We start from the raw sequence: 23775 nt of genomic DNA on the forward strand, positions 1-23775 counted from the left end.
GCCTATAGGAGGGTCGAACAGATTTTTCCCGGGCCGCCATTTTCATGAAGATTACCGTCATCACCGCCGTCTACAATTCCGAAGCCACCGTCGGCGAGGCTATCGAAAGCGTCGGGCGACAAACCCATTCCGATCTTGAGCACCTCATCATCGAGGGGAAATCAAAGGACGGCTCGCTCGCCGCGATCGAACGCGCCGCTCATGACCGGATGGTCCTCGTCAGCGAGCCCGACAAAGGGATCTATGATGCACTCAACAAGGGCGTGACGAAGGCGTCTGGTGACATCGTCGGCTTCGTTCACAGCGACGACTTCCTCGCCCATGACGAGGTCCTCGCCCGCATCGCCACCGCTTTTGAAGATCCGCAGGTCGAAGCGGTCTTCTCCAATCTCGATTATGTCTCGCAACCCGATACGACAAAGGTCGTCCGGCACTGGGCCACAGGCCCTTATAGCCCGGCGAAGCTCAAACGCGGTTGGATGCCGGCCCACCCCACCCTCTATCTCCGGCGCTCGGTCTACGAGCGCCTCGGCGGCTTCGACACCAGCTTCCGGATCGCAGCCGATTACGACTTCATCCTGCGCTATTTCTCGCAAGCGACTGGTCGCTCGGTCTACATCCCTGAGGTGCTCTACAAGATGCGCCTGGGCGGTGTGAGCAATCGCAACCTCGCCCGGATCCGCGAGAAGATGGGCGAAGACTGGCGCGCGATCCGCGGCAACAAAGTGGGCGGCGTGATGACCATTGCGAGCAAGAACTTCTCCAAGCTCGGGCAGTTCGTCGAGCGGCAGAAGGACTGACGCCTCAATGAGACGTCGCACTGGCGTCTAGGCGCCACCTCTTACCTTGCGTCAGGCACAACCCCACAACCTAGAGGTATTTTTCCATTTACTTCAGCGCCTTGCGCGCATAATATGTCTGAGCGATCCGGTTGGTGTTCTCTCTTCGGAAGGGCCTTTGCGCCCTCCCGAAAGGAGGATCGACAACGATTAGACACAATTATTCTTCGAGAATTCGACGAAGTTTTGCGTTTGAGAATTGTGCCCCGAAAGGGGAGTGTCCCCCTGCAAGGGGGGGTCGAAAAGACTATCGGCAACGATGTCGCTCGGCGCAGCTTGAAGATCTTCCGATCTGGGAGATTAACGAGCCGCAAAGTGCAAGACCGGGTCGCACCTTATTCCCCCTGAGCTTCCCCCCTCAAGAGAGGGGCGGGTCGTTTCCGAATACGCCTCATCCAGGCGTTACGAGCGACCTGCCCATCTCCGCCCAACGTTACCACACCCCCTAGCTATTGCGTCTCGTCCCAGCACCGTCTGCCGAGTTGTCCACATAATTCGACCAAACCGAGAGATTATCGAGATTTTTCAAAACCGATTTTTCACCCGCCTCGGCTAAACTGAGATCACTCAGAAAGCAAAGGACAACATCATGCTCGACATCCTCCCCACCTCGGGCCCGCTTCACGAATTCGCGGTCTTCGCAACAAGTCTCGCCTACACCAGTGCCGAAATCGCGGCGGCGTTTGAATATCTCGACCGTAAAGAGCGTCGCACCGACCCTCCGGGAGAGTTCGATCATCGCGGGCGCTTCTTCGCCGCCGAACGCACGCTGGCCGTCACGTTTTGCCGCGCGCCTTCGGCCAGGTGGCCATTCCCCCAAATGCTCGCTGCTCGGACCGCCGATCACTGCGCCGAGCTTTTTGGCGTCGACGTGGCAAAACATGTGAAGCGCCTGGCGCTTGCCTTCGGGCGTTTTCGAGGTGGCGAAACTTTCGAGGACTTGCGCCCCCTGCTGACCCCTGGCATCCGGGCGCGTCAGGCAGCCCACTAAGGCAAGTGGCGGCGCACCTCGAACAAAAAATACGAAGACTACAGGCCGCGGCGCGAACAAGCGACTGGAGACGCTCATGTTGCGGAGCGCTTGGCGATACACTCCCGCTACAACCTGATGGCGCGACGAGCTGCCCTCACGACAGACCGGGCGCCTTTTCCCGTTCGACATCTAAGGCCCCGCCATACTTCACCGGCCGATCTCCGCTGCTTCCAAGCAGCTTACGATCACACGCCCGTGACTCCCCTTGCCGGATGACTGGATTTGCATAAACACCCTTTTAGCGGGTGCAGCAGTCTGTTACCGCTCAACTTTGAACGATGTCGGATTTTCGACCCCAAACTGTGAATGCCCCTCCCCTCAGACTGACCCGAGTCAGCGCTGATGCGGTAGCCTGCCAAGATGGCGCCTCCTGATGGCAGGCCAGCGCAGCAAGGTCCAGGAAGATATCCGCTTTCGCATCTTGCGCCTTCTCGAGGAAAACCCGGAAATGTCGCAGCGTGAGCTGGCTGACGCGGTTGGCGTTAGCACCGGAAGTGCGAACTATGTGCTCAAAGCCCTCGTCGAAAAGGGCTTCGTGAAGCTCGGGAACTTCAAGGCCGCTGAAGATAAGCGGCGCTACGCCTACCTGCTGACGCCGAAAGGCGTGGCGGAGAAGGCGGCGATGACGCGGGGCTTTTTGCAGCGCAAGATCGCCGAATACGAGGCCTTGCGCGCCGAGATCGAGGCGCTCGGCGGCATGGTGCCCGAGGCGCCGCAAGCCGCACCGCACCAGGCAGGCACCATCGGAGGGAACGAGGGATGATCAACAAGTTCAAGCGGCGCGCCGCGCTGGCGATGCAAGGCCGGCGCGATGCCGCGCTCAGCCCCGAACGCTTGCAGGCGGGCGATACCTTTATCGTCGAATTCCCAAAGTCGGGGGTGACCTGGCTGACCATGCTGTTGGCCAATGCCTTTGCCGTCGAGCACGGGCTGGGCGAGCGGGTGACCTTTGGCTCGGTGCGCCGCTTCGTGCCCGATCTGCACGCCAGCCGGGCCGTCGCACCGCGGCTCAGCCCTGGCGGGGTGGGCTTTTACAAGTCGCACGCCGGGTTCAACCGCAATTACGCCACCACGATCTACTTGGTGCGCCATCCAGCCGCGGTGATGAAGTCTTACCACAAGTTCCGCACCACGCTCGACGCCGCGACCCCCGCCGATCTGGCCGTGTTCCTCGACGATCCGCGCTTCGGCATCGCCGCCTGGAAGGCCCATGTCGGCGCCTGGATCATAGCCCCGCGCGACACCTCGCAGCGCCAGCTGCACCTAGTGCGCTACGAAGACCTGGTGGCCGATGCCGGCGCGGTGCTGGCGGCGCTTAATGACAACCTCGGCTGGGCGTTGTCCGAAGCCTCTCTGGCCGAGGCCGTTGCGCGTTCGTCGCGTGACGCGATGCGCGCGCAGGAAGACCTCTACCGCCGTCACAACCCAGCCCACCGGCTCGACTTTGTCGGCAAGGGCGAGGTGGCGGACGATGCTGCCGTGGCCGCAAAGGTGGCGCGCGCCTGTGCTGCCGAGCTGGCGCGGCTCGGCTACACCGAGGACGCGGCATGAGCGACCCGGCCCCCTCTGGAACTCGGCGATGAGGCGCGACTTTCTCAAAGTCGTCGGCCAGAGCACGCTTGTCCGGCTCGGGTCGGCGGGCGTGGCCTTCGCACTGTCGATCCTGCTCGCCCGCTCGCTGGGCCCGCAGGGCTTCGGGACCTATTCCTTTGCTTTTTCGATCCTCAGTCTTGCCGTTCTGATTGCGCAGCTCGGCTTTCCCGACCTCATCGTGCGAGAAGTGGCGCGGTTGGCCACGCTGGGCCGCACCCGGCTGCTCGGTCGCTTCCTGCGCCACGCCACCGTGGTGATCGTCGGGCTCAGCCTAGCCTTCATCCTCGTCATCGCGGTGATGCTCACGCTGTTTGGCCGCTCCGAAGTGTCGTCGTGGAAAGTAATTCTCGCCGGCCTGCCGCTGGCCCTGTTGACGCCGCTTTTGGCGCAGTCGGCGGCGGTGCTGCGCGGCACCGGCAAGGTGGTGCAATCGCTGCTTGGCCAGCAGCTCTACCGCCCGGCGCTGTTCCTCGCGCTGGTCGGCGGGGCGCTGCTTGTCGGGGTAGAGCTGACTGCGGTGACCGCGATGGGGCTACATGCGCTCGCCACCCTGCTCGTGCTGATCGAAGTTCGCCTCCGCGCGAGCCGCGCCCTGCCGCCGCTCGGCCGTCCGGCACGGGTGCCGCCGGCCCGGCTGCTGGCCTGGACGAGCACGGCGGTGATGTTCTCGGGCGTGGCCGTGGTGCGTCTCATCAACACCAAGTTCGATACCGTCGCCATCGGCATGCTGATGAGCGATGCAAACGTCGGCCTCTATGCCGCCGGCGCGCAGCTCAGCCAGAGCGCGGCGGCCATGCTGATGATCACAGCCGGCATCGTCACCCCCGCGATCGCGCGCGCCTCGGCCGCCGGCAATGACCTGGAAGTCGAACGCCAATGCCGTCAGAGCGCGCTGATGTCGTTTAGCGGGGCGGTTCTGACGCTGGCGCTCGCCGCGCTAGCCGGCCGTTGGGTGATCGCCACCGCCTTTGGGCCCGAGTATGTCGGGGTCTGGCCGGCCCTGATGGTGCTGGTTGCGGGCCAAGCGGTAAATGCCTTTGTCGGACCCGTTGGGGTGCTCTTGAACATGCGAGGGCAAGAGCGTTCAACCCTTACCGTGACCCTCGTCGCCTCGCTGGCCAACATTGGGCTCAACTTTGCCCTGATCCCGCACTGGGGTATGGTAGGGGCGGCCAGCGCCACCGTCGCCTCGATGGTGCTCTGGAACGTGGCCCTCTGGGTCCGTGCCTGGCAGCTCTGGGGCATCAACTCGTCAGTCTTGCCCTGGCCGTGGCTGAGGAGGGCCGCATGAGCGCCGCCGGCATCATCTATTCGCGCACCGACAAGGGCCACAAGATCAGCTACGGGCTGACGCTCAGGGCACTTTATGGCTTCGAGGTGCGTCACGGCGAACGCAGCGCGGCCCTTCTGCGCGACCTGGTCGCCGCGCCCAACCTGATCTTCTCGACCCTCGACGACGATTACATCACCTTCTTCCGGGTGGCGCTGGCGCGCTGGCTGCGACGCCGCCCGACCTCGGCGCTGTTCCTGCGCCCGCAGACCTGCCTCGCTCCCCGGTCCGCCGTCCAGCGGCTCAAATGCGCGCTGTTTCGCGCCATTCGCGGGCTGGGCATCGCCAACGTGCTTACCATCGTCTCGTTCGAGGCCGAGCCAGCCTATGCCGGGATGGCCGCCGATTGGGTGGACGACCCCGAGTTCTTTGATCTCGACATGAAGCTGACGGAAGGCACCCTGCCGACGACGCCGCTGTCGGACACGGCGCAGGCGCGCGCCGCCGGGCGCAGCATCGTCGCCATGCCCGGCGCGCTGACCGCCCGCAAGGGGCTGGCGGTGCTGGTCGAGATCCTTGAGGCCGACCCGACCCTCGCCGACCGGGTGCTCTTCGTCTCGGCCGGACGGATCGACGCGGCCTCGGCCGACCTGGCGCAGCGGTTCGTCGCCCTGGGCGGCATGGCGACCGACCGCTTCGTCGAAGATGACGAGCTGTTCAGCCTGTATCGCGTGGCCGATTACATGTGGGCGGCCTATGCGCCCGAATACGACCAGTCGTCCGGGGTCTATGGCCGGGCGCTGCAGACCGGCTGCCCGGTGGTGGTGCGCGCCGACTCGCTGATCGAGCGGCTGGCGGGGGCCGCGGGCCTCGTCACCCTGGCCGTCCCCTTCGACGATCCCGCCGCCGCGCTGGCCGCCTTCGCCGCCGCCGCGCCGCATCCGCGTGGCGTCGAAGCCGCCGCCCGGATCGACACCGACGGCAACGCCGCGCGCCGCGCCCGCTTCGTGGCCTGTATCGATCGGGGCCTGACCCCGGACGCCCGGAAAGGAGGCGCCGATGCCTGACCGCACCCCCAACCTGCTGGTGATTGGCGCAATGAAGGCCGGCACGACGACGCTCTGCGAAGAACTCGCGCGCCATCCCGATGTCTGGTTTCCGGCCGGCAAGGAGCCCAACGGGCTGGCGCGCCACCTCAAGGGCGAGCCGCATGCGCTCGACGACTGGCGGGCACTGTTTTCGGGGCGCCGCGAACGCTGGCTGGGCGATGGGTCGACCGGCAACTCGAAAGTGCCGTTCAACCCCGACACCTCCGGGCTTGCCGCCGGGCTCTGCGGGCCCGACACGAAGATTCTCTACATCACCCGCGACCCGATCGCGCGCACCGAGCGCCACATCGCCCACGAGATCGGCAACGGCACTCTGGCCAGCCCGGAGGGGGGGCTGTTCTCGGCGCCCGAATACCTCGCCAACTCGGCCTATGCGATGCAGCTCAGCTTTTGGCGTCGGCATTTTTGCCCCGAGGCGATCCTCGAGATCACGCTCGAGGATTTGACCGTCGACCGCGCCGGGGTGCTGACGAGGGTGTTCTCCCACCTCGGGCTCGATCCCGCACCGGTGCTAGCGCTGGGCCCAGTCGATGCTAACCGTGGCGATGCCCGCCGCTCGGCGCACAAGTCGTGGCTGCGCCCGCTGCTCCATTCGCGGGCCTATGCCAGGCTGCGCGAGCTGTTGCCCCGGTCGCTGCGCCAGCGCGCCGCCGGGGCGCTGCTGCCGACTGCGACCCAGGCCCGGGTGCGCTTGAGCGATGCCGAACAGACTGCCGCACGGCGCGCGCTCGACGCACTCAACGCGCTCGACGCGCCCGATGCCGCCACCATCACCGCCACCATCCAGGCCGCGCGGGAGGCGATGAAGTGACCGAGCCCCGCCCGCCGCGCACAGCCCTGATCTGGGAGCGGTTCGGCCCCTACCACCATGCCCGCATGCAGGCCGCCGCCCGGTGGCTCGACCTGCACGGCATCGAGGTGGTGGCGCGCGACGCGACCTATGCCTGGGACACCGCCGAGGCCGGGGAGGGCTATGTGATGCACCGGATCGAGAGCGCGCCGCTGACCGACCTACTCGACCGGATCGCGCCCGAGGTGGTGGCCGTACCGGGCTGGAGTGCACCCTACGCTCTCGACGCGCTCGGCTGGGCGCGGGCCCGCGGGGCGCGGGCGGTGATGATGTCAGACAGCAACCCCCATGACGCGCGACGCCGCCCGTTCAAGGAATGGCTGAAGCGCGGGATCGTGTCGCAGGCCCAAGCGGGCTTCGCTGCTGGATCCCATGCGCGCGCTTACTTAGAGCGGCTGGGACTGGGCCCGGCCGGGATCACCACCGGATATGACGTGGTCGACAACGCCCATTTCGCTCGCCCGCGCGGCACCGGGCCGGGGCGCGGATTTCTGGCCGTGGCGCGCTTTGTGGAGAAAAAGAACCTTTGCATGCTGCTCGACGCCTACGCCGCCTACCGGGCCGAAGCGGGCAGCGGGGCCTGGCCCCTGACCCTAGTCGGTGACGGCGATATGCGCCCCACACTCGAAGCACAAATTGACGCACTTGGCCTAACCGATGCCGTCACCCTGCCCGGCTTTGTACAATACCCCGACCTGCCCGTCCTCTACCACGGTGCCGGGGCGCTCGTTGTGCCCTCGCGCGTCGAGCAATGGGGGCTGGTCGTGAACGAGGCGATGGCCGCGGGGCTGCCGGTGCTGGTCAGCGATATGGCCGGCTGTGCGCTCGACCTCGTGGTCGACGGCCGGACCGGCTTCACCTTCGCGCCCACCGATACCGCCGCGCTCACCGCCCGAATGACCGAACTTGCCGCCGACCCAGCCCGCGCTGCCGCGATGGGTGAAGCCGCCGCCACCCATGTGGCCGACTGGGGACTGAACGCCTTTGCCGAGGGGCTGGTGACGGCGGTTCAAAGTTCGCTGGCCGCCCCCCCGGCACCTTCCGGCCCCGCCCTGCGCCTTTGGGCCCTCAGCCAGCGGAGGCGCAGATGAAGATCGTTCAGTCCACGGCGCTGGCCGATACCCGTGGCGGCGGCGTGGCCGAGGTGGTGTTCAACCTCACCTCAGCGCTGGCCGAGCGTGGCCACGCGGTTTCTGTGCTAGGCCGTGTCTCGCCCGACCAGACCGAAGCCTCTGCAGCCCGGGTGCCCGCACTTCTGCCCGCTGAAACCGGGCATGAGGCGGCCGACATACTCGTATGTTCCGCCCCCGAGGTGGTTCATTCTCACGGGCTGTGGGACCCGTATCTTTCGGCCATTCTCGGCGCGGCCGGCAAGCGCCGAGTGCCGACGGTTATCGCCCCGCATGGCATGCTTGACGCTTGGGCGCTGGCCCATGGCCGACTGAAAAAGCGCCTCGCCCTTGCCACGTTCGAGGGCCGCAACCTCAGGCGCGCGGCCTGCATCCATGCTCTCACTGAGGCTGAGCGCGCCGCGGTCAAGTCGCTGTTTCCGCATATGCCTGTTGCCGTCATCCCGAACGGCGTGAGCCTACCTACCACACTGCCGCCGGACGAGGTCGAAGGCGGCGACAAGATGCTTCTGTTCTTGGGGCGGATCCACCCCAAGAAGGGCATCGTCGAGCTGGTCGAGGCATTTGCCGCGCTGGCGCGCATGCCTGCCGCAGCCGGTTGGCGGCTCGAGATCGCTGGCTGGGACGATGGCGGCCATGCCGCCGAGGTCGAGGCGATAATTTCGAGCCACGGGCTTGGCGACCGGGCGCGGCTTGTCGGACCCGTATTCGGCGCCGACAAGGATGCACTGATCGCGGGGGCCGCCGCCTTTGCGCTGACCTCATATTCCGAGGGCCTGCCGATGGCCGTGCTCGAGGCTTGGGCGCAGGCGCGTCCGGTGCTGATAACGCCCGCATGCAACCTGCCCGAGGCCGAAGCGGCCGGAGCAGCCGTGGTATGTGCGCCGGGCAGTGAGGGCGCGCGCGAAGGGTTGGCCCGGCTGCTAGCGCTCGGGGCAACCGAGCGCGCCGCGATGGGACGTGCGGGTCACGCGCTGGTGGCCGCGCGCTATGACTGGGATCAGGTCGCGGAGCGGCTCGAAACTCTCTACGAGTGGATTGGGGGGACGGGCGGGCGCCCGGATTTTGTATCCTGACCAGCTCAAACTCTATGCTTTTGGAGACGAAACGATGAAAAAGCCGCGCCATTTCCTGCGCCGCGTGCGCGCCTGGATCAGCCAGCCCCGGATGGTGGTGCAGGAGCGGATCGTCACCCTCGACGAGGCCGACCGCTGCACCGATCCGATCTTCCTGATCGGGCTGCACCGCTCGGGCACCTCGCTGATGCGCCGCGTGTTCAATGCGCACCCGCAGATCGCCTGTCCGCCCGAGACCTTCTTCATGGCCCATTACGCCGCCATGCTGCGCGATCCCGTGACCGTCTCAGGCTACCGGGCCTTCGGCTATGACGAGACGGGGATGGCGGCCCACATCGGCCGCCAAGCCGGGGCGCTGCATGAGGGGTTGCGCCGCGCCCAGGGCAAACGCCGCTGGGCAGACAAGACGCCGCAATACGTCGCCATCCTGCCCGAGCTGGCGGCAATGTTTGGGCCCTACGCGCGCTTCGTGATGATCTATCGTCATCCGTTCGACGTAGCCTATTCCGTCGACGAGCGCGGCTGGAACATCTCTGGCGCCGCCGGTGTCGGCGCCGAGGGCATGGCACTATTCGAAGCCAATCTAGCCCACATGGCTAGCATGTACGAGGCGCAGATGGCCTTCGCAGCGGCGAACCCCGATGTCTGCGTGCGGGCCGTTTACGAAGACATGGTAGCTCGGCCCGAGCCGGAGCTGACCCGGATCATGGAGGGACTCGGCGAAGCCTTCGACGAGGCGATGCTGCGCCACCACGAGGGCCAGACCAACTTCGGCACCGAAGACCCGATCGTCCGCGGCACCAGGGGTTTCAAGCCAAGCCACGGCAACTGGATCGACTGGGACGCGGCGAAGCTTGCCAAGGCTACCGAAGTGCTAGGGCCAGTGGCCGCGGCGCTTGGCTATTCGCTCGACCCGGACTTGGCCAAAACGGGGGGGCGGGCATAAGCATGAGCTTCATTCCAACCGCCGAACGCCCGATCCTTCTAGTTGGGGCGGGCCGTTCCGGCACCAACCTGATTGCCATGGCGCTGGGCACATCGTCCGAGCTGCACAACGTCTACGAACAACGTTACGTCTGGACCCACGGCATGGGCCGGGTCACCTCGGACATGCGCAGCCCCGAAAGCGCCACGCTGGCAACGGTGGGCTACATTCGGCGCCATTTCGAGCGCCAGGCGCAGGATCTCGCCGAGGGCGTGCGACTGGTCGACAAAACCCCCGCGAACGCTCTCCGGCTCGATTTTTGCCTGCGGGTCTTTCCCGAGGCCAAGGTCATCAACGTGATCCGCAATCCATTCGATAACATCGCCAGCCGGATCGTCGAGCTGCACAAGACAGGTCAGGAGGTCGAGGGCGGCGACACGGGCGGGGCGCGCGACGGGCGCGGCGCGGTGCTGGCGCGCCGGCTCCGCCATTTCCGCGATCTCGTCGGGCGCGGGAACCTGCCGCTTGACCGCATCCCAGCCGCCGTCGCCGACCAGCTACCCGAAAAGGTCCGTATCCTCACCAAAGGGGGCGCGGCCCGCTATGCCGAGCGGGTGCCCGGCCTTCGCGAGGTGGCTGAAGCCGCGGGGCCGGTGGCGGCGCTGTGCTTCCAGTGGCGCGAATTAGTGCGCGCGGCGCGCCAGCAGGGTACGGCCCTCGACCCCGACCGCTACCTAGAGGTGTCTTATGAGAGCCTGGTGCAGGCCCCGGCCGAGACCGGCCAGCGCATCACCGATTTTGTAGGGCTCGCTGCGCCCGGATCGGTAATCGACTATTTCACCGCCAACGCAAGGCCCGAGACGGTAGGCAACTGGCGCCGCCGCCTGACCCCGCGGCAGATCGACGAGATCCGCACCCGACTGGCCCCGGAGATCGCCTGGCTTGGCATCGATGCCCATCCGACCGCCGCCCCGACAAAACCGGAGGCCCCTGCCCCGTGACCGTCACCTCCGTCGCCATCCTGATCGTCTTGACCGTGCTTTTCCTGGTGCTGGCCAAGCAGGGCCGGCGGACCTGGCTTTCGTTCAGCTTTCTCGGGCTGATGGCGGTGCTGGGGCTCTATGGCTACGATTTGTCCCGGATACCGGCGGATGTGCGGTGGTTCTTCATTACCCCCGAAGGCTACGAGATGGTGCTGATCCTCTCGCTCGCCTTCGTGGTGCTGTTCGGGCTGGGCGAGTGGATCGGTTACACCGCCGGCTACCGCAACCCGGTGCCGGTCAATACGGTCACCCATCGCCAGTCCTGGGTGCAGCTGGCGATCGTGCTATTCTTTATCGGCCTCGCCGGCCAGGTCATTTTTGTGCAGAGTTCGGGCGGGTTTGGCGCTTTTTACGGTTCGGCGCACGGCTCGGGCGCCAATTTCTCGTCCGCCTATATCTACCGGCTATTTCACTCGTCTTTCACCGCCGCGGTGATCCTTTTGATCTTTTACCTGCGCGGCGCGACGCTGTCGCGGAAGGCCAAGGCGGTGCTGGTACTTGCGCTGATCGCGCTGGCCTTCGACCTAGTGACCCAAGGCAAGCGCGGCGGGGTAATCCGCTTTGCGCTGCTGGTCGCGGTGCCGCTGATCGGGCTCGAAGCACTCACGCCCAAACGGTTGGTGCTGCTGTTTGGCGGGGTGCTGGCCGCGCTCGCCTTCCTGGTCGTGCTGCCCTACATTCGCTTTGCCCTCAACCTGTCCAACATAGCCGAGCTTGGCACCGCCTTTTCCGAGCTTTCGGCCAAGATGAACAACTATACCGATGGCGACACACTACGCACCGGTGGCAAATACGCGGTCTTTGCCACCCTCGTGGTTCAGGGGGCGCTGGAGGCGACCGACCACAACTTCGGCAGCAGGTGGCTGTTTCCCTTCATCAACCTAATCCCGCGCGCGATCTGGCCAGACAAGCCGCTACGCTATGATTTTGGTATCGATTTCTACGACGTGACCAACTCCACGTCGAACGTCCTCATCCCCAAGGGCTCCTACCCCGGCGGCATCCCCGAGAGCTTCACCGAATGGTCTTGGGCAGTGCTGGTGGTGTGGTTCATCATGGGACTTGTGTTTGGCTGGGTGCGTGGCCATGCGGTGGCGAAAAAGACCATGATGGCGCTGGTGGTTTATTACGCCGTCTCGGTGTCCTTCGTGCAATTCATGCTGCAGGATACCATTCAGGCCATATTCTCGTTCATCTTCCTGGTCGGGCCGTTCCTGGTGCTGGTTGGCATATTCAAGCTGCTGCCGCGGCGCAAAGCGGATGGGGCGGCCCGATGACCCCGCTCACACCACACCACCTTCCGCTGCAAAACAAGATCGCCCGCGCCCTATGGGGGCTGGTGCAGGCCGGGCCATTCCGGTGCTGCCCGCGCACCGCGCATGGCTGGCGGGCGCTGTGGCTGCGGCTGTTCGGCGCCGAGATCGCGCGGGGCTGCCTGGTTTACAAGACAGCCCGGATCTGGGCGCCGTGGAACCTCTACATGGCCGAGGGCGCGGTGATCGGCGATGGCGCCGAGATCTATAACGTCGCCCCGATCCGCCTAGGGCGCGGCGCGGTGGTCAGCCAGCGCGCCTACCTCTGCACCGCCAGTCACGATCCGGCGCGCGAAGATTTCATCCTCGTTGCAGGGGCCATCAGTTTGGGCGAAGGGGCCTGGGTGGCGGCTGAGGCCTTCGTTGCCCCAGGTGTGCAGATCGGCGCCTTCGCCATCCTCGGTGCGCGCGCCGTTGCCACCCGTGACGTGGCCGCGCAGATGATCGCCATGGGCAATCCCGCTAGGGAAAAGGGGCCACGCCCCGCTGTCTCGATCCCACCCGGCCTAGTCCTTGCGGGGCTTGCCAAGCCGGGGGCGGAATAATCTGCCCTCCAACCCAACGGGCCCCCGGCGGCCATACGATTACCCCTACCCCCGCACGGCGCCCAAAGAAAGACAATTTGATATGACCAAGAAAGCTCTCATAACCGGCATCACCGGTCAGGACGGCTCATACCTCGCCGAGTTTTTACTCGAAAAGGGTTACGAGGTCCACGGCATCAAGCGCCGCGCCTCACTGTTCAACACCCAGCGGATCGACCACATCTACGAGGATCCGCACAGCAAGCACGCGCAGATGAAACTGCATTACGGTGATCTGTCGGACACGTCGAACCTCACGCGTCTGATCCGCGATATCGAGCCGGACGAAGTCTATAACCTCGGAGCGCAGTCCCACGTCGCAGTGTCTTTCGAGGCCCCGGAATACACGGCCGATGTCGATGCGATTGGCACGCTCCGCCTGCTCGAAGCCATCCGCTTCCTTGGTCTAGAAAAGAAAACAAGGTTCTATCAGGCTTCGACCTCCGAACTCTACGGCCTAGTCCAGGAAACACCGCAGAAGGAGACCACCCCTTTCCACCCGCGCTCGCCCTATGCGGTCGCCAAGCTCTACGCCTACTGGATCGCGGTGAACTATCGCGAGGCCTATGGGATGTATGCCTGCAACGGGATCCTGTTTAACCACGAGAGTCCCCGCCGTGGCGAAACCTTCGTCACGCGCAAGATCACCCGTGGCCTTTCCAACATCGCTATGGGACTCGAACCGTGTCTCTACATGGGGAACGTCGACAGTTTACGCGATTGGGGTCACGCCAAGGACTACGTTCGCATGCAGTGGATGATGCTCCAGCAAGACGCGCCGGAAGATTTCGTGATCGCCACCGGCAAGCAATATTCCGTGCGCGAGTTCATTACCTGGAGCGCGAGGGAATTGGGGATCGAGCTGGAATTCTCGGGCTCCGGCACCGAGGAGATCGCAACAGTCGCATCTATCGAGGGCGACAAGGCGCCTGCCCTGAAGGTCGGCGACGTCGTGATGCGGATCGACCCGCGCTATTTCCGTCCTGCCGAGGTGGACACGCTCTTGGGTGACCCTTCCAAGGCCAAGGAAAAGCTCGGCTGGGTGCCCGAGATCACCGCGCAGGAAATGTGTGCCGAGATGGTCGCAGAGGACCATAAAGCCGCGCGGCGCTATGCGCTTCTGAAAGAACACGGGCTGGACCTGCCGGTCTCGCTCGAAGGCTGAGGCGAAGACGATGACCAAGATTTATATCGCAGGCCATCGCGGCATGGTGGGCGGCGCGATCCGGCGCCAGCTGGAGGCGCGCAAAGCCAAGGGTGAGGCGCTTGAGCTGATCACCCGCACCCATTCTGAACTCGACCTGACCGATCAGGCGGCAGTGCGCGACTTCATGCAGGCGGAGAAACCCGACGTCGTGATCCTCGCCGCCGCCAAGGTGGGTGGGATCCACGCCAACAACACCTACCCGGCCGACTTCATCTACGAGAACCTCATGATCGAGGCCAACGTGATCCATCAGTCCTATACTGCCGGAGTAACGAAACTCCTGCAGCTCGGCTCATCCTGCATCTATCCGAAAGCCGCACCGCAGCCGATGGCGGAGGATGCGCTGCTGACGGGTCCGCTTGAGCCCACGAACGAACCCTATGCCATCGCCAAGATCGCCGGGATCAAGGTCTGCGAGAGCTACAACCGGCAGCATGGCGTCGACTACCGCTCGGTGATGCCCACGAACCTCTACGGGCCCGGCGACAACTTCCATCCCGAGAATAGCCATGTGCTCCCCGCGCTGATCCGGCGCTTCCATGAAGCGGCGCACGATGGGCTCGAGGAGGTCACGATCTGGGGCACCGGAACGCCGCGGCGCGAATTCCTGCATGTCGATGACATGGCCGAGGCCTCGCTCTTCGTGCTCGACTTGCCGAAGGCCGACTATGACGCGAATACCGATCCTATGCTGAGCCATATCAACGTGGGCTCGGGCGCCGACATCTCGATCCTTGAACTCGCGCAGATGGTCGCGAAGGTGACCGGTTTCGAAGGGCGGATCGCGACCGACACCTCCAAGCCCGATGGCACAATGCGCAAGCTAATGGATGTCGGCCGCCTGTCGAAGATGGGCTGGGAGGCGCGTATCGACCTCGAAGACGGGATCACTGAGACCTATCGCTGGTTCCTCGCAAACTACGACACAGCCAGAACCTGAGAGGGATTTATGAGCAAGACGATCCACCCCGTCCTCCTCTGCGGCGGCTCGGGCACGCGGCTCTGGCCGCTCTCGCGAAAGAGCTACCCCAAGCAATTCGTCAACCTGATGGGCGCGGAAAGCCTGTTCCAGGCCTCGGCCAAACGGCTCGCAGGCGATGGCTTTGCCGCCCCATCGGTGATTACCGGAGCGGATTTCCGCTTCGTCGTGATCGAACAATTGGCTGCACTTGAGATCGCCCCCGCCGATATTCTCATCGAGCCGTCCGCGCGGAACACCGCTGCGGCTATCTGTGCGGGTGCCCTCGTCCTCGAGGCCCGCGAGCCGGGTGCGCTGATGCTCGTGGCGCCCTCTGATCACGTCATCCCCGATCCCGCGCACTTCCGTGCAGCGGTCGAGGCCGCCGCGCCCTCTGCTGAGGCCGGGCAGCTGGTCACCTTCGGCATCCGCCCCGATCGCGCTGAGACCGGCTATGGCTGGCTCGAACTGAGCGAAGCCCCGGACACGGAATTCTCCGCGACCCCGCAGCCGCTGAAATCCTTCGTCGAGAAGCCTGATCTAGCGAAGGCCGAGACGCTGCTCGAGGGCGGCATGCATCTCTGGAATGCGGGCATCTTCCTATTCTCGACCTCGGCGATCCTTGAAGCCTTCGCGAAGCATGCGCCGGAAACCTTGGCGCAGGCCAAGGCTGCCGTCGAAGCTGCGGAGCATGACCTCGCCTTTACCCGGCTCGCGCCCGAGCCTTGGGCGCAACTTGAGGACATCTCGATCGACTACGCGGTGATGGAGCGCGCCGACAACCTGACAGTCGTGCCCTACGGCGGCGCATGGTCGGATCTGGGCGACTGGCAGGCAGTCTGGCGCGAGCAGAACCCGAACGAGCACGGCATTGTCGCAACCGGTCCCGCAACCGCCATCGACTGCCGCGGTACGCTTCTGCATTCGACGGATAACGCACAGGAACTCGTCGGAATCGGGCTTGAGAATATCATCGCGGTCGCCATGCCCGATGCTGTCCTCGTTGCACATAAGGATCGCGCGCAGGACGTTAAGAAAGCTGTCGCCGAGCTGAAGGCCAAGGGAGCCGCCCAAGCAGAGACCCTGCCCCGCGACTTCCGCCCTTGGGGATGGTATGAGAGCCTCGTCGTCGGTCAGCGCTTCCAGGTGAAGCGGATCCATGTCCACCCCGGCGCCGCGCTGAGCCTGCAAAGCCATCACCACCGCGCGGAGCACTGGATCGTCGTGGAAGGCACGGCGAAGGTGACGATTGATGACGAGGTGAAACTCGTGACCGAAAACCAATCCGTCTATATCCCGCTCGGCGCCGTTCACCGCATGGAGAACCCGGGAAAAGTCCCATTGACGCTGATCGAGGTCCAGACCGGCAGCTATCTCGGCGAAGACGACATCATCCGCTACGAAGATGTCTATGCACGGGGGCAAGGCGCGAAAGGGTAAGGGCCTCGCTGCGTCCTAGGGAGGGGCGGCTCCGAAGCCTCGAAATATTTACAGAACGCGAGAGCCACGACACCAAAGTCGTGGCTCTTTTTGTTTGAAGATCTTTCTATCGCGTCGCGACAGAAGGAAAGAAAAACTGACACTCTATCTGTGGATGCAGCCCTACTGCCTTCCTCGCGAGAACACTTACGGGAGTTCGGACGAGTCGAAGGATACGATAGCAGCCCCAACTCGATCGGCACTATCCGCCCCGGACCAATACGCGCGAGCTTCCATCCAATCCGCCTCGGAAACCGGGTCACTGAAACCAGGATCCGAAAGTTGACGAAGCCCGTAGTCCAGATGCACGAGGCGCCCCAAGATTTTCATATCATCGAGATCGATCGCAACCTCCAGCACGTCTCGCCCCACCACGATACCAGAACCTGCGTCGACAACGAGATAACGCCGAATAGCCTTCAGCAGGGCCTCCGTCGGATCGAGATCCGGCTCAGGCCCCTCCGCTTTCGCGAAGAGCCAGCGATGGGCATAACTGCAAGCCTCACCCGTCAACAGGACATACTGCAACTCTTCTTCCTTGAACGGGCCTCGCCGCGCGGTCATCGATCGCGTCTTGAGGAAACCGCGCCCTTTGAGTTTGAGCGCGCCTTCGTAGCTCGTCGCACCATTCTCCAACAGCTCAAGGAGCGGACGCAGCAAGGGGTCCGCCAGCATGTTCTTGATACGGCGATAGACAAACCCATCCCCGAGTGATCCCGCAAGACTGCGATCACGATGAGAATACATCTCTCGATCGGAAATGAGCAGAAAACTGGGGTCGATTTCAGTTGCGTCCATCGAGGTGGTCCCTTTGCAAAGATGTATGAGCGAGCGCACGAATGTCTCTTATAACCGGTAGAGCTAAAACCAACATTGCGCGATTGCAAGGGGGTGAAACGGACGCCGAAAAGCCCTCTGCGCGACACGCTCGCGAGCAACCTCAGATCACTGCGCGCAGAGCGTGGATGGTCACAGGAACGTCTAGCGCTCGAATCTGGCCTCAACAGAACCTATTTGAGCGCCGTTGAGCGTAGCGAGCAGAATATCTCCATCGACAATGTCTGGCGCCTCGCGCAGGCACTCGATATCGACCCCGCTAATCTGCTCAAGATGAAACTGCGGAGCTGATCGCTCACTCGGCTCAGAATGCGATCGGTTCGAGCAGTTTCGAGATCGTCGCCAACCGGCCACCCTCCCCATAGCGCTCGCGCCCCAGGGCATGCCCCATAATGTCGCGCCGGATCCGCTCGTCGATTTCCGCTGCGAGCATGCGATCCTCAAGCGCATGCCGCAGGCTGTAGAGCGAATGCCTCTCGCTTTCCAGGAGACCAGCATCCCGCAGATAGGTATTCACGGTGGCACTCAGCGTGGCCGAGCTCTCGCGATAGCGCGAAAACCCATCCGGGAACGCTCGCATCGCCTCGAGCGACACCCCGTGGGGCGGCATAACGCGCTCGGCATTCTGCGTCTTCAGAACCCGTCCGATCGGCTGCAGGAGCAAATCCGGGATCGGATCCTCGAGCCGGATCTCCTCATGCCTTAGCGCTGCGATCTCGCTCGGCCGGAGCCCAGTATTCACCATCACGTGGAGGATCGCCCGCGCTTGCGGCTCCAAGCCATCGAGCGCACTGCGGGCCGGCAAGCGGCCCCGGATCCACGCGTCGGAGAAGGACGGCCGCCGCGCGGCCTTCCCCTGCGGGAAGCCGAGATCCTCAAGCGGCAAGTTGAGTCCGAGCCGCTTATCGCGATTGACGCGCCTCAAGACCGCACTGAGATGCGTCAGATCCTTGTTCGCGGAATTCGCGGTGAGCCCTTCGGATGCCATCCGCTCTGCCCACCAATCGCGAAAATCGAGGAAATCTTCGATTGTGAGATCGGCAAGCGGCTTGTCACCGACAACCGAGACGAATTTCTGCACCGCCTTGATATGCGGGTAACGCCAGCGCCGCACCTGATCGGCGCTCTTGCCCAAGGTCTTGTCACGCGCAAGCGACCAGAAAAGCTCTAGCGCACGCGATACGGTGATCAACGGCAGTTCTGCCCCACCCAGAAGCGAATCCGCCCCGAGCGGATCGCGCATCTCGTCTCCAGAAGTGAGTTCGATACGCGCGAGCAGCTCCTGCACAGGCAACCGCGCCACCTTGCGCGCATCGAGAAACCGGTAGCCTCGCGCCTTCGCAAACCGCTTGGCCGCAGCGAACCGTGCCTCCGCGTCTTCCGTGTCGCCATCGAGCATCTCCTCTCAGACCTCGACCTGTTCAGCCCAGAGCACCGATGCCTTCTGTCGCGCCACCCTCTCTGACCCCGTCCGAAGGCAGATCACCACCTCACGGCGCGGGTCGACGGCGGCATATGCCTCGGGAACCCGCCCGACGCAGATGCCAGATATCGCCACGCTTGGTGATATTCTTCGCACACCTCAAGGAACGAGCTTTCGAGTAGCACGAAAGCCTCCTCAGCGGGATTGAAATTCACCTATATTATTGATTATTAATATTTTTGTTGCATTTTGGGGCTCAGAAACAGCCGCGAATATGTCGGAGAGGAATTCCGATTATCGCGCTCTTCTCTTGTATCTCCACTCAAGCGTCTCGCGCAGCAGCCTGGTGCGATCTTCGTAATCCAACTCGGCTAACGTTCTACTAAGGAAGGCGCCTCAGACTTCCGGAGAGTAATCAGAGAGGAACGCGGCCAAAGCAGAGACCGCCTGCCCCATATCCCCGGCACTCGCATATTCGGCCGGGTTGTGGCTGATCCCGCCTTTGCAGCGCAAAAACAGCATCGCGATCGGACAGAGATCAGCCATGGCGGAGGCGTCATGCGTCGCTCCCGACGGCAGCTCGGGCGCGGGCGCTCCGATCGTGTCGCGCACGGCTGCGGCGAGCCCTTCTCGCAGCCCTGCATCGCAGGCTTGGGCGGGTTGGGCATAGGTCTTCTCAATCTCGATCTGCGTCGCCGTGGCCTCGGCGATCTGCGCGCAGAGCGGGCTGAGCGCCGCGCCCATCGCGGTGCGGGCCGGGTCTTCGGCGGCGCGGATCTCGATGGTCAGATCGACCCGCGCGGGGATCGCGTTGACCACGTTGGGCGAGACATCGAGCTGCCCGACCGTCGCCCGGATACCTTGATCGCGCGCCATGTCATGCACGCCGCGCACCAGGTCCGAGGCCGCCAGCAGCGCGTCGTGGCGCATCTCCATCGGCACCGTGCCCGCATGTCCCGCCTCGCCGGTGATCGTGACGCGATGCCGCTCGATCCCGGAAATCGCGGTGACGACGCCGAGCGACTTGTCCGCGGCTTCGAGCACCGGGCCTTGCTCGATATGCAGCTCCAGATAACCTGCGACCGTGGCCGGGTAGCGCGCCAACGCCGCCGTGCCTTCTGGATCGCCACCAAAGGCCTTGAGCGCCGCGCCAAGGCTTACGCCCGCCTTGTCCACCATCGCGAAAACGCCTTGGTCGAGCGTGCCCGCCAACGCGCGCGGCCCGATCAGCGCGGTCGGGAAACGCACGCCCTCCTCATCGGCGAAGGCCAGCACCTCGACGGAAAATGGCAGCGCGCGATCGCCAAGCGCTTCGAGCGCGAGGCATCCCAGCGCCACCCCCATGATCCCGTCGAACGCACCGCCATGACGCACGCTGTCCTGATGCGAGCCGATCAGCAGCGTGGGCGCACCCGCAGGCCCCGCGCGCCGCCCGATCAGCGTGCCCGCCGCATCGCGCGTAACCGTGCAGCCCGCCTGATCCATCCAACCCGCGATGATCTCCAGCGCCGCCTTATGCTCGGGACCGAACGGCAACCGGGTCACGCCGGGACCGGGCTCGGAGGCTTTCGCGATCGTCTCCAGCCGCTCTTGTGCAACTGCACCCCAGTCCTGCATGGCATTACCTCTATTTATCATGATAAATAGCTATCTACTCTTTTGATGCGAATTGGTCTAGGAGAAACGCCAGTGAGTTTCCCCTCAAGAGATCCGATGCCCCGCAAACCCGCCACCGAACCCAAGCGCTCTCGCCCCGCCCGCGTGGCCGATCAAATCAAGGACTGGGTGGTCGCGCAGCGCTTGAAGAAGGGCGACCGCCTGCCCGGCGAGGCGGAGATGATAGACCGGTTCGGCATGGCGAAGGGCACGATCCGCGAGGCGATGCGGCTGCTGGAGGCGCAGGGGCTGGTGACCACGCGCACAGGGCCGGGCGGCGGGTCCTTCGTGGGCGAGGTCAGCGAGGAACGCGCCCGGGCGCTGCTGGGAAACTACTTCTATTTCAAGGACCTGACGGTCGCCGACATCTACCAGATCCGCCGCGCGCTGGAGCCCGAAGTGGCTGCGAGCCTTGCCGGAAAGCTCTCGGAGGCGGATCTGGCCGAGCTGGAGGCGCTGGTCTCGCAATATGCCGCCCCCGCCGCCACGCCCGAGGAAGAGCGCGAGCAGCATGTGGATTCCCTGAAATTCCACGCGGTGCTGGCGCGGCATTCCGACAATGCGCTGCTCGCCTTCCTGATCCGCTTCATGGCACAGATCCTGTCGGACCTGACGGTGTATCGCAAACTCTACGCACCCCATAACCATGAGCTGTGGGAGAGCGGGCGTAACCACCAGATCGCCTTGATCGCCGCGCTGCGTGAGGGCCGTGCCGAGGATGCCCGCACGATCATGGCCGACCACATGGCCACCGCCCAGCGCTTCATGGAAGCGCAGGAGGCCGAGGTGATGAAACGCTTCATCGCCGAGTGAGGCGGTCTTTCGCACCGAGGGCCGCGCCCGAGCCTCGGGCGGGCGCTTCGCGACGCGTGTGGCTTAGCGATTTATCTCGCAAACCTGAAAATCGGTGATGCATGCGCCGACGCCGCCAGTGCGCCCTCCCGTGGGGAGGGTCCGGCGCGGCCCGGGGCTGGTCGCCCCGCGCCAAGTTTAAATCTCACTCCGTCCCGGTCTCGGGCAGCGGGAGCGCTTCGGGCTCCACCAGATCGGGGGCGCGATAGGGATCGTCGAGGGTCGGCACGACGCGGGTCCAGCCGTAATAGGGCTCGGCCCGGGCGGCGGCGAGCAGGTCAGACAAATCCTCGAGCGGTTTGGCCGAGCGGTCGATGCGCAAGGTGAGCGGCGTCGTCGCGCGCGAGGCTACCAGCAGCGCCGCCGAGAGAAGCCCACGGCTGTCGCCCCCCGCCTGCGCGCCAGCGACCAGCGCCGCCATCAGCCGGTCGGGCATCGGGCCCTGTGTGGAGAGGTAAGTATCGCGCACCGCCACGATCACCGACCAATCGGCGAGCATATTGCCCGAAACCACGAGGCCCGGCCCCTCCAGCGCGCCACAGACCGGCACCGACATCTCGCCGGTGAAATGCCCCGTGCGCCCGCGCAGGTCGATGGCGGCGAGTTGGCGGTGGGCGCGTCCGGTATCCGAGCCTGTCACCTCGGCCACGGCGTCGGGCGCGGACATCCCCGCCTTCATCTTCCCCAGCACATCCTCGCCCCAGAGCGTCGAAGGCGCGGTGCCCTGACTGGCCGAGAGGCCCGAATCTGCTCCTCCGCGCAGCACCCAGCCGCCGACGCAGAGGCTGCCCGTCATGGCCGCCCCGCCATGGGTGCCTGTTTTTTCGTCATATGCCAGGATTGAAACCGTCACGGCGGAACTCCGTTAATCTGCGCTCTTGCATTTATCATGATAATTTGCCCTCATGCAATCATCACCAATAAAAATCAGCCATGCTGAACAGGAGAGGTACTATGGCAAAACTCACCCTTACGCGGCGCGGTCTTCTGATCTCGGGCGTGGCGACGGGCGTCCTGATGGGAACCGGTCTGCCTTCGATGGCGGCGACCCCGCCCGGCGTTCTGGTCGTCGGCCAGATCGCGGAGCCCAAGGCGCTCGACCCGGCGGCGGTCACCGCCGTGAACGACTTCCGCATTCTGATGAATCTCTATGACGGGCTGGTGCGCTACAAATCCGGCACGCTCGAAGTCGAACCGGCCCTTGCCGAGAGCTGGGACATCTCGGATGACGGCAAGACCTACACCTTCCACCTGCGTCAGGGCGTGAAGTTCCATGACGGGTCCGATTTCGACGCCGAGGCGGTGAAGTTCAACTTCGAGCGGATGCTCGACGAGAACCACCCCTATTATCACACCGGCCCCTTCCCGCTCGCCTTCTTCTTCTCGAGCGTGGACACGATCGACGCAAAAGACCCGCAGACCGTGGTCTTCACCCTGAAAGAACCCTATGCGCCTTTCCTGTCGAACCTCGCCTATCCGACGGGGCTGATCGTCTCGCCGACGGCAGTGAAGAAATTCGACAAGGATTTCGGCCGCAACCCGGTCGGCACCGGTCCCTTCACCTTCAAGGAATGGCGCCCGAACGAGGCCGTCGTGGTCGAGGGCAACCCGGATTACTGGGACACGCCCACCTCACTCAAGGCGGTGATCTTCCGCCCGATCACGGATGCCAATACCCGCGTGGCCGAGATGCTGGCGGGCGGGATCGACCTGATGGTCGAGGTGCCGCCCGTGGCGCTCAAGGAGTTCCAGAACGACAAGTATCACCTTGTCGAGCAGGCCGGGCCGCATCTTTGGTTCCTGATCCTCGATTGCGCCAAGGGGCCGTTCAAGGACAAGAAGGCCCGTCAGGCCGCGAACTACGCGATCAACAAGGAAGCGATCGTCAACGACGTGCTCGAAGGGACGGCGACCGTGGCCAACGGCCCGACGCCCGCCGCCTTCGCCTGGGCGCATGACGATACCCTCGCCCCCTACCCCTACGACCCGGAAAAAGCCAAGGCGCTCCTGAAAGAGGCCGGCGTGGTCGAGGGCACGGAAGTGACCTTCTACGTCACCGATGGCGGCTCGGGGATGCTCGACCCGGTGGCGATGGGCACGGCCATTCAGGCCGACCTGAAAGCCGTGGGGCTGAACGCCAAGATCGAGACCTTCGAGTGGAACACCTTCCTCGGCAAAGTGAACCCGGGACTCGACTCGAACGGACAACATGTCGACATGGCCGAGATGGCGTGGATGACGAACGATCCCGACACCCTGCCCTATCTCGCGCTGCGCACCGATGCCTGGCCCGACAAGGGCGGCTTCAACTCGGGCTATTACTCGAACCCCGAGGTCGACAAGCTGCTCGAAGAGGCGCGCACCGCGACCGATCAGTCCAAGCGCGCCGAGCTCTACAAGAAGATGCAGCAGATCGTGCATGACGACGCGCCTTGGGTCTTCGTGGCGAACTGGAAGCAGAACGCGGTGACCAACGACAAAGTGTCGGACTTCACGCTGCAGCCCTCGTTCTTCCTGCTCCTCAAGGACGTGACGAAGGCCTGATCCTTCCGGGTGCGCGGGCCGCGACAGGCCCGCGCACTCTTTTTTTCATCATTT

The 23775-nt window shown here is 64.5% G+C and carries 23 protein-coding genes; 19 read left to right on the plus strand and 4 right to left on the minus strand.

What is annotated here, in order from left to right:
- The first annotated feature begins 44 nt into the window (after positions 1–44).
- The 16 genes from BMI91_RS05620 (at position 45) to BMI91_RS05695 (ending at position 16370) form a co-directional block, all read left to right on the plus strand.
- Positions 45–800, plus strand: a complete 756-nt coding sequence (locus tag BMI91_RS05620; protein ID WP_078604229.1) for a glycosyltransferase family 2 protein — start codon at positions 45–47, stop codon at positions 798–800.
- Positions 801–1428: 628 nt separating this feature from the next.
- Positions 1429–1830 carry a hypothetical protein gene (locus BMI91_RS05625; RefSeq protein ID WP_078604230.1) on the plus strand — a complete coding sequence of 134 codons (402 nt, stop codon included), beginning with the start codon at positions 1429–1431 and terminating at the stop codon, positions 1828–1830.
- A gap of 415 nt (positions 1831–2245) precedes the next feature.
- Positions 2246–2635 (plus strand): MarR family EPS-associated transcriptional regulator, encoded by a 390-nt coding sequence (locus BMI91_RS05630; protein WP_078604231.1) that lies wholly within the window; start codon positions 2246–2248, stop codon positions 2633–2635.
- Positions 2632–3423: a sulfotransferase domain-containing protein gene (locus BMI91_RS05635; protein WP_078604232.1), complete on the plus strand. Its 792-nt coding sequence runs from the start codon at positions 2632–2634 to the stop codon at positions 3421–3423. Before BMI91_RS05630 ends, BMI91_RS05635 begins: the two co-directional genes overlap by 4 nt.
- Before the next feature lie 28 nt (positions 3424–3451).
- Entirely contained in the window at positions 3452–4756 is a 1305-nt protein-coding gene (locus BMI91_RS05640) for a flippase (protein WP_158522105.1), read from the plus strand.
- Positions 4753–5802 (plus strand): glycosyltransferase family protein, encoded by a 1050-nt coding sequence (locus BMI91_RS05645; protein ID WP_078604234.1) that lies wholly within the window; start codon positions 4753–4755, stop codon positions 5800–5802. Before BMI91_RS05640 ends, BMI91_RS05645 begins: the two co-directional genes overlap by 4 nt.
- The gene (locus BMI91_RS05650; protein ID WP_078604235.1) at positions 5795–6655 is read left to right on the plus strand and encodes a sulfotransferase family protein; all 861 of its coding nucleotides are present in this window, start codon (positions 5795–5797) and stop codon (positions 6653–6655) included. The genes BMI91_RS05645 and BMI91_RS05650 overlap by 8 nt, the downstream gene beginning before the upstream one ends.
- Positions 6652–7785, plus strand: coding sequence for a glycosyltransferase (locus BMI91_RS05655; RefSeq protein WP_078604236.1), 1134 nt, complete (start codon positions 6652–6654; stop codon positions 7783–7785). The genes BMI91_RS05650 and BMI91_RS05655 overlap by 4 nt, the downstream gene beginning before the upstream one ends.
- Positions 7782–8900 carry a glycosyltransferase gene (locus tag BMI91_RS05660; RefSeq protein ID WP_078604237.1) on the plus strand — a complete coding sequence of 373 codons (1119 nt, stop codon included), beginning with the start codon at positions 7782–7784 and terminating at the stop codon, positions 8898–8900. Before BMI91_RS05655 ends, BMI91_RS05660 begins: the two co-directional genes overlap by 4 nt.
- 34 nt (positions 8901–8934) lie before the next feature.
- Complete coding sequence (locus BMI91_RS05665; RefSeq protein WP_158522106.1) at positions 8935–9846, plus strand: sulfotransferase family protein; 912 nt, start codon at positions 8935–8937, stop codon at positions 9844–9846.
- Positions 9847–9848: 2 nt separating this feature from the next.
- Complete coding sequence (locus tag BMI91_RS05670) at positions 9849–10826, plus strand: sulfotransferase (protein ID WP_078604239.1); 978 nt, start codon at positions 9849–9851, stop codon at positions 10824–10826.
- Positions 10823–12145: a hypothetical protein gene (locus tag BMI91_RS05675; protein ID WP_078604240.1), complete on the plus strand. Its 1323-nt coding sequence runs from the start codon at positions 10823–10825 to the stop codon at positions 12143–12145. The genes BMI91_RS05670 and BMI91_RS05675 overlap by 4 nt, the downstream gene beginning before the upstream one ends.
- On the plus strand, positions 12142–12726 hold the full coding sequence (locus tag BMI91_RS05680; RefSeq protein ID WP_208607949.1) for an LbetaH domain-containing protein: 585 nt from the start codon (positions 12142–12144) through the stop codon (positions 12724–12726). The genes BMI91_RS05675 and BMI91_RS05680 overlap by 4 nt, the downstream gene beginning before the upstream one ends.
- Before the next feature lie 82 nt (positions 12727–12808).
- Entirely contained in the window at positions 12809–13930 is a 1122-nt protein-coding gene (gene gmd / locus BMI91_RS05685) for a GDP-mannose 4,6-dehydratase (RefSeq protein ID WP_078604241.1), read from the plus strand.
- A 10-nt stretch (positions 13931–13940) separates the two neighbouring features.
- Positions 13941–14912: a GDP-L-fucose synthase gene (fcl, locus tag BMI91_RS05690; protein WP_078604242.1), complete on the plus strand. Its 972-nt coding sequence runs from the start codon at positions 13941–13943 to the stop codon at positions 14910–14912.
- Positions 14913–14921: 9 nt separating this feature from the next.
- Positions 14922–16370 carry a mannose-1-phosphate guanylyltransferase/mannose-6-phosphate isomerase gene (locus BMI91_RS05695; protein ID WP_078604243.1) on the plus strand — a complete coding sequence of 483 codons (1449 nt, stop codon included), beginning with the start codon at positions 14922–14924 and terminating at the stop codon, positions 16368–16370.
- A gap of 186 nt (positions 16371–16556) precedes the next feature.
- Here BMI91_RS05695 and BMI91_RS05700 read toward each other — a convergent pair whose 3' ends face one another.
- Positions 16557–17207: a hypothetical protein gene (locus BMI91_RS05700; RefSeq protein WP_146684017.1), complete on the minus strand. Its 651-nt coding sequence runs from the start codon at positions 17205–17207 to the stop codon at positions 16557–16559.
- Between the two features lie 93 nt (positions 17208–17300).
- Between BMI91_RS05700 and BMI91_RS05705 the strand changes: the two genes are divergently transcribed.
- A complete protein-coding gene (locus tag BMI91_RS05705) occupies positions 17301–17537 on the plus strand; it encodes a helix-turn-helix domain-containing protein (RefSeq protein WP_078604478.1) in 237 nt (78 codons plus the stop codon).
- 13 nt (positions 17538–17550) lie between these two features.
- Here BMI91_RS05705 and BMI91_RS05710 read toward each other — a convergent pair whose 3' ends face one another.
- Both BMI91_RS05710 and BMI91_RS05715 read right to left on the minus strand, forming a co-directional pair.
- Entirely contained in the window at positions 17551–18645 is a 1095-nt protein-coding gene (locus BMI91_RS05710) for a tyrosine-type recombinase/integrase (protein ID WP_244176556.1), read from the minus strand.
- 420 nt (positions 18646–19065) lie between these two features.
- Positions 19066–20307 (minus strand): M20 family metallo-hydrolase, encoded by a 1242-nt coding sequence (locus BMI91_RS05715; RefSeq protein WP_244176557.1) that lies wholly within the window; start codon positions 20305–20307, stop codon positions 19066–19068.
- A 75-nt stretch (positions 20308–20382) separates the two neighbouring features.
- Between BMI91_RS05715 and BMI91_RS05720 the strand changes: the two genes are divergently transcribed.
- Positions 20383–21138, plus strand: a complete 756-nt coding sequence (locus tag BMI91_RS05720; protein WP_078604246.1) for a FadR/GntR family transcriptional regulator — start codon at positions 20383–20385, stop codon at positions 21136–21138.
- A gap of 184 nt (positions 21139–21322) precedes the next feature.
- Here BMI91_RS05720 and BMI91_RS05725 read toward each other — a convergent pair whose 3' ends face one another.
- On the minus strand, positions 21323–22030 hold the full coding sequence (locus tag BMI91_RS05725; protein WP_078604247.1) for a DUF1028 domain-containing protein: 708 nt from the start codon (positions 22028–22030) through the stop codon (positions 21323–21325).
- A 101-nt stretch (positions 22031–22131) separates the two neighbouring features.
- Here BMI91_RS05725 and BMI91_RS05730 point away from each other — a divergent pair, with 101 nt between their 5' ends.
- The gene (locus BMI91_RS05730) at positions 22132–23721 is read left to right on the plus strand and encodes an ABC transporter substrate-binding protein (RefSeq protein ID WP_078604248.1); all 1590 of its coding nucleotides are present in this window, start codon (positions 22132–22134) and stop codon (positions 23719–23721) included.
- Positions 23722–23775: the final 54 nt, after the last annotated feature.

Source organism: Thioclava sediminum (assembly GCF_002020355.1).
Lineage (GTDB): Bacteria > Pseudomonadota > Alphaproteobacteria > Rhodobacterales > Rhodobacteraceae > Thioclava > Thioclava sediminum.

What these genes read in the sequence shown, in the direction of transcription:
- gmd (WP_078604241.1), top strand. Translation starts at nt 12,809, where the DNA reads ATGACCAAGAAAGCTCTCATAACCGGCATCACCGGTCAGGACGGCTCA.
- BMI91_RS05700 (WP_146684017.1), bottom strand. Translation starts at nt 17,207, where the DNA reads ATGGACGCAACTGAAATCGACCCCAGTTTTCTGCTCATTTCCGATCGA.
- BMI91_RS05695 (WP_078604243.1), top strand. Translation starts at nt 14,922, where the DNA reads ATGAGCAAGACGATCCACCCCGTCCTCCTCTGCGGCGGCTCGGGCACG.
- BMI91_RS05710 (WP_244176556.1), bottom strand. Translation starts at nt 18,645, where the DNA reads ATGCTCGATGGCGACACGGAAGACGCGGAGGCACGGTTCGCTGCGGCC.
- BMI91_RS05630 (WP_078604231.1), top strand. Translation starts at nt 2,246, where the DNA reads ATGGCAGGCCAGCGCAGCAAGGTCCAGGAAGATATCCGCTTTCGCATC.
- BMI91_RS05665 (WP_158522106.1), top strand. Translation starts at nt 8,935, where the DNA reads ATGAAAAAGCCGCGCCATTTCCTGCGCCGCGTGCGCGCCTGGATCAGC.
- BMI91_RS05645 (WP_078604234.1), top strand. Translation starts at nt 4,753, where the DNA reads ATGAGCGCCGCCGGCATCATCTATTCGCGCACCGACAAGGGCCACAAG.
- BMI91_RS05650 (WP_078604235.1), top strand. Translation starts at nt 5,795, where the DNA reads ATGCCTGACCGCACCCCCAACCTGCTGGTGATTGGCGCAATGAAGGCC.
- BMI91_RS05680 (WP_208607949.1), top strand. Translation starts at nt 12,142, where the DNA reads ATGACCCCGCTCACACCACACCACCTTCCGCTGCAAAACAAGATCGCC.
- BMI91_RS05620 (WP_078604229.1), top strand. Translation starts at nt 45, where the DNA reads ATGAAGATTACCGTCATCACCGCCGTCTACAATTCCGAAGCCACCGTC.
- BMI91_RS05715 (WP_244176557.1), bottom strand. Translation starts at nt 20,307, where the DNA reads ATGATAAATAGAGGTAATGCCATGCAGGACTGGGGTGCAGTTGCACAA.
- BMI91_RS05640 (WP_158522105.1), top strand. Translation starts at nt 3,452, where the DNA reads ATGAGGCGCGACTTTCTCAAAGTCGTCGGCCAGAGCACGCTTGTCCGG.
- BMI91_RS05670 (WP_078604239.1), top strand. Translation starts at nt 9,849, where the DNA reads ATGAGCTTCATTCCAACCGCCGAACGCCCGATCCTTCTAGTTGGGGCG.
- BMI91_RS05660 (WP_078604237.1), top strand. Translation starts at nt 7,782, where the DNA reads ATGAAGATCGTTCAGTCCACGGCGCTGGCCGATACCCGTGGCGGCGGC.
- BMI91_RS05625 (WP_078604230.1), top strand. Translation starts at nt 1,429, where the DNA reads ATGCTCGACATCCTCCCCACCTCGGGCCCGCTTCACGAATTCGCGGTC.
- fcl (WP_078604242.1), top strand. Translation starts at nt 13,941, where the DNA reads ATGACCAAGATTTATATCGCAGGCCATCGCGGCATGGTGGGCGGCGCG.
- BMI91_RS05635 (WP_078604232.1), top strand. Translation starts at nt 2,632, where the DNA reads ATGATCAACAAGTTCAAGCGGCGCGCCGCGCTGGCGATGCAAGGCCGG.
- BMI91_RS05730 (WP_078604248.1), top strand. Translation starts at nt 22,132, where the DNA reads ATGGCAAAACTCACCCTTACGCGGCGCGGTCTTCTGATCTCGGGCGTG.
- BMI91_RS05720 (WP_078604246.1), top strand. Translation starts at nt 20,383, where the DNA reads ATGCCCCGCAAACCCGCCACCGAACCCAAGCGCTCTCGCCCCGCCCGC.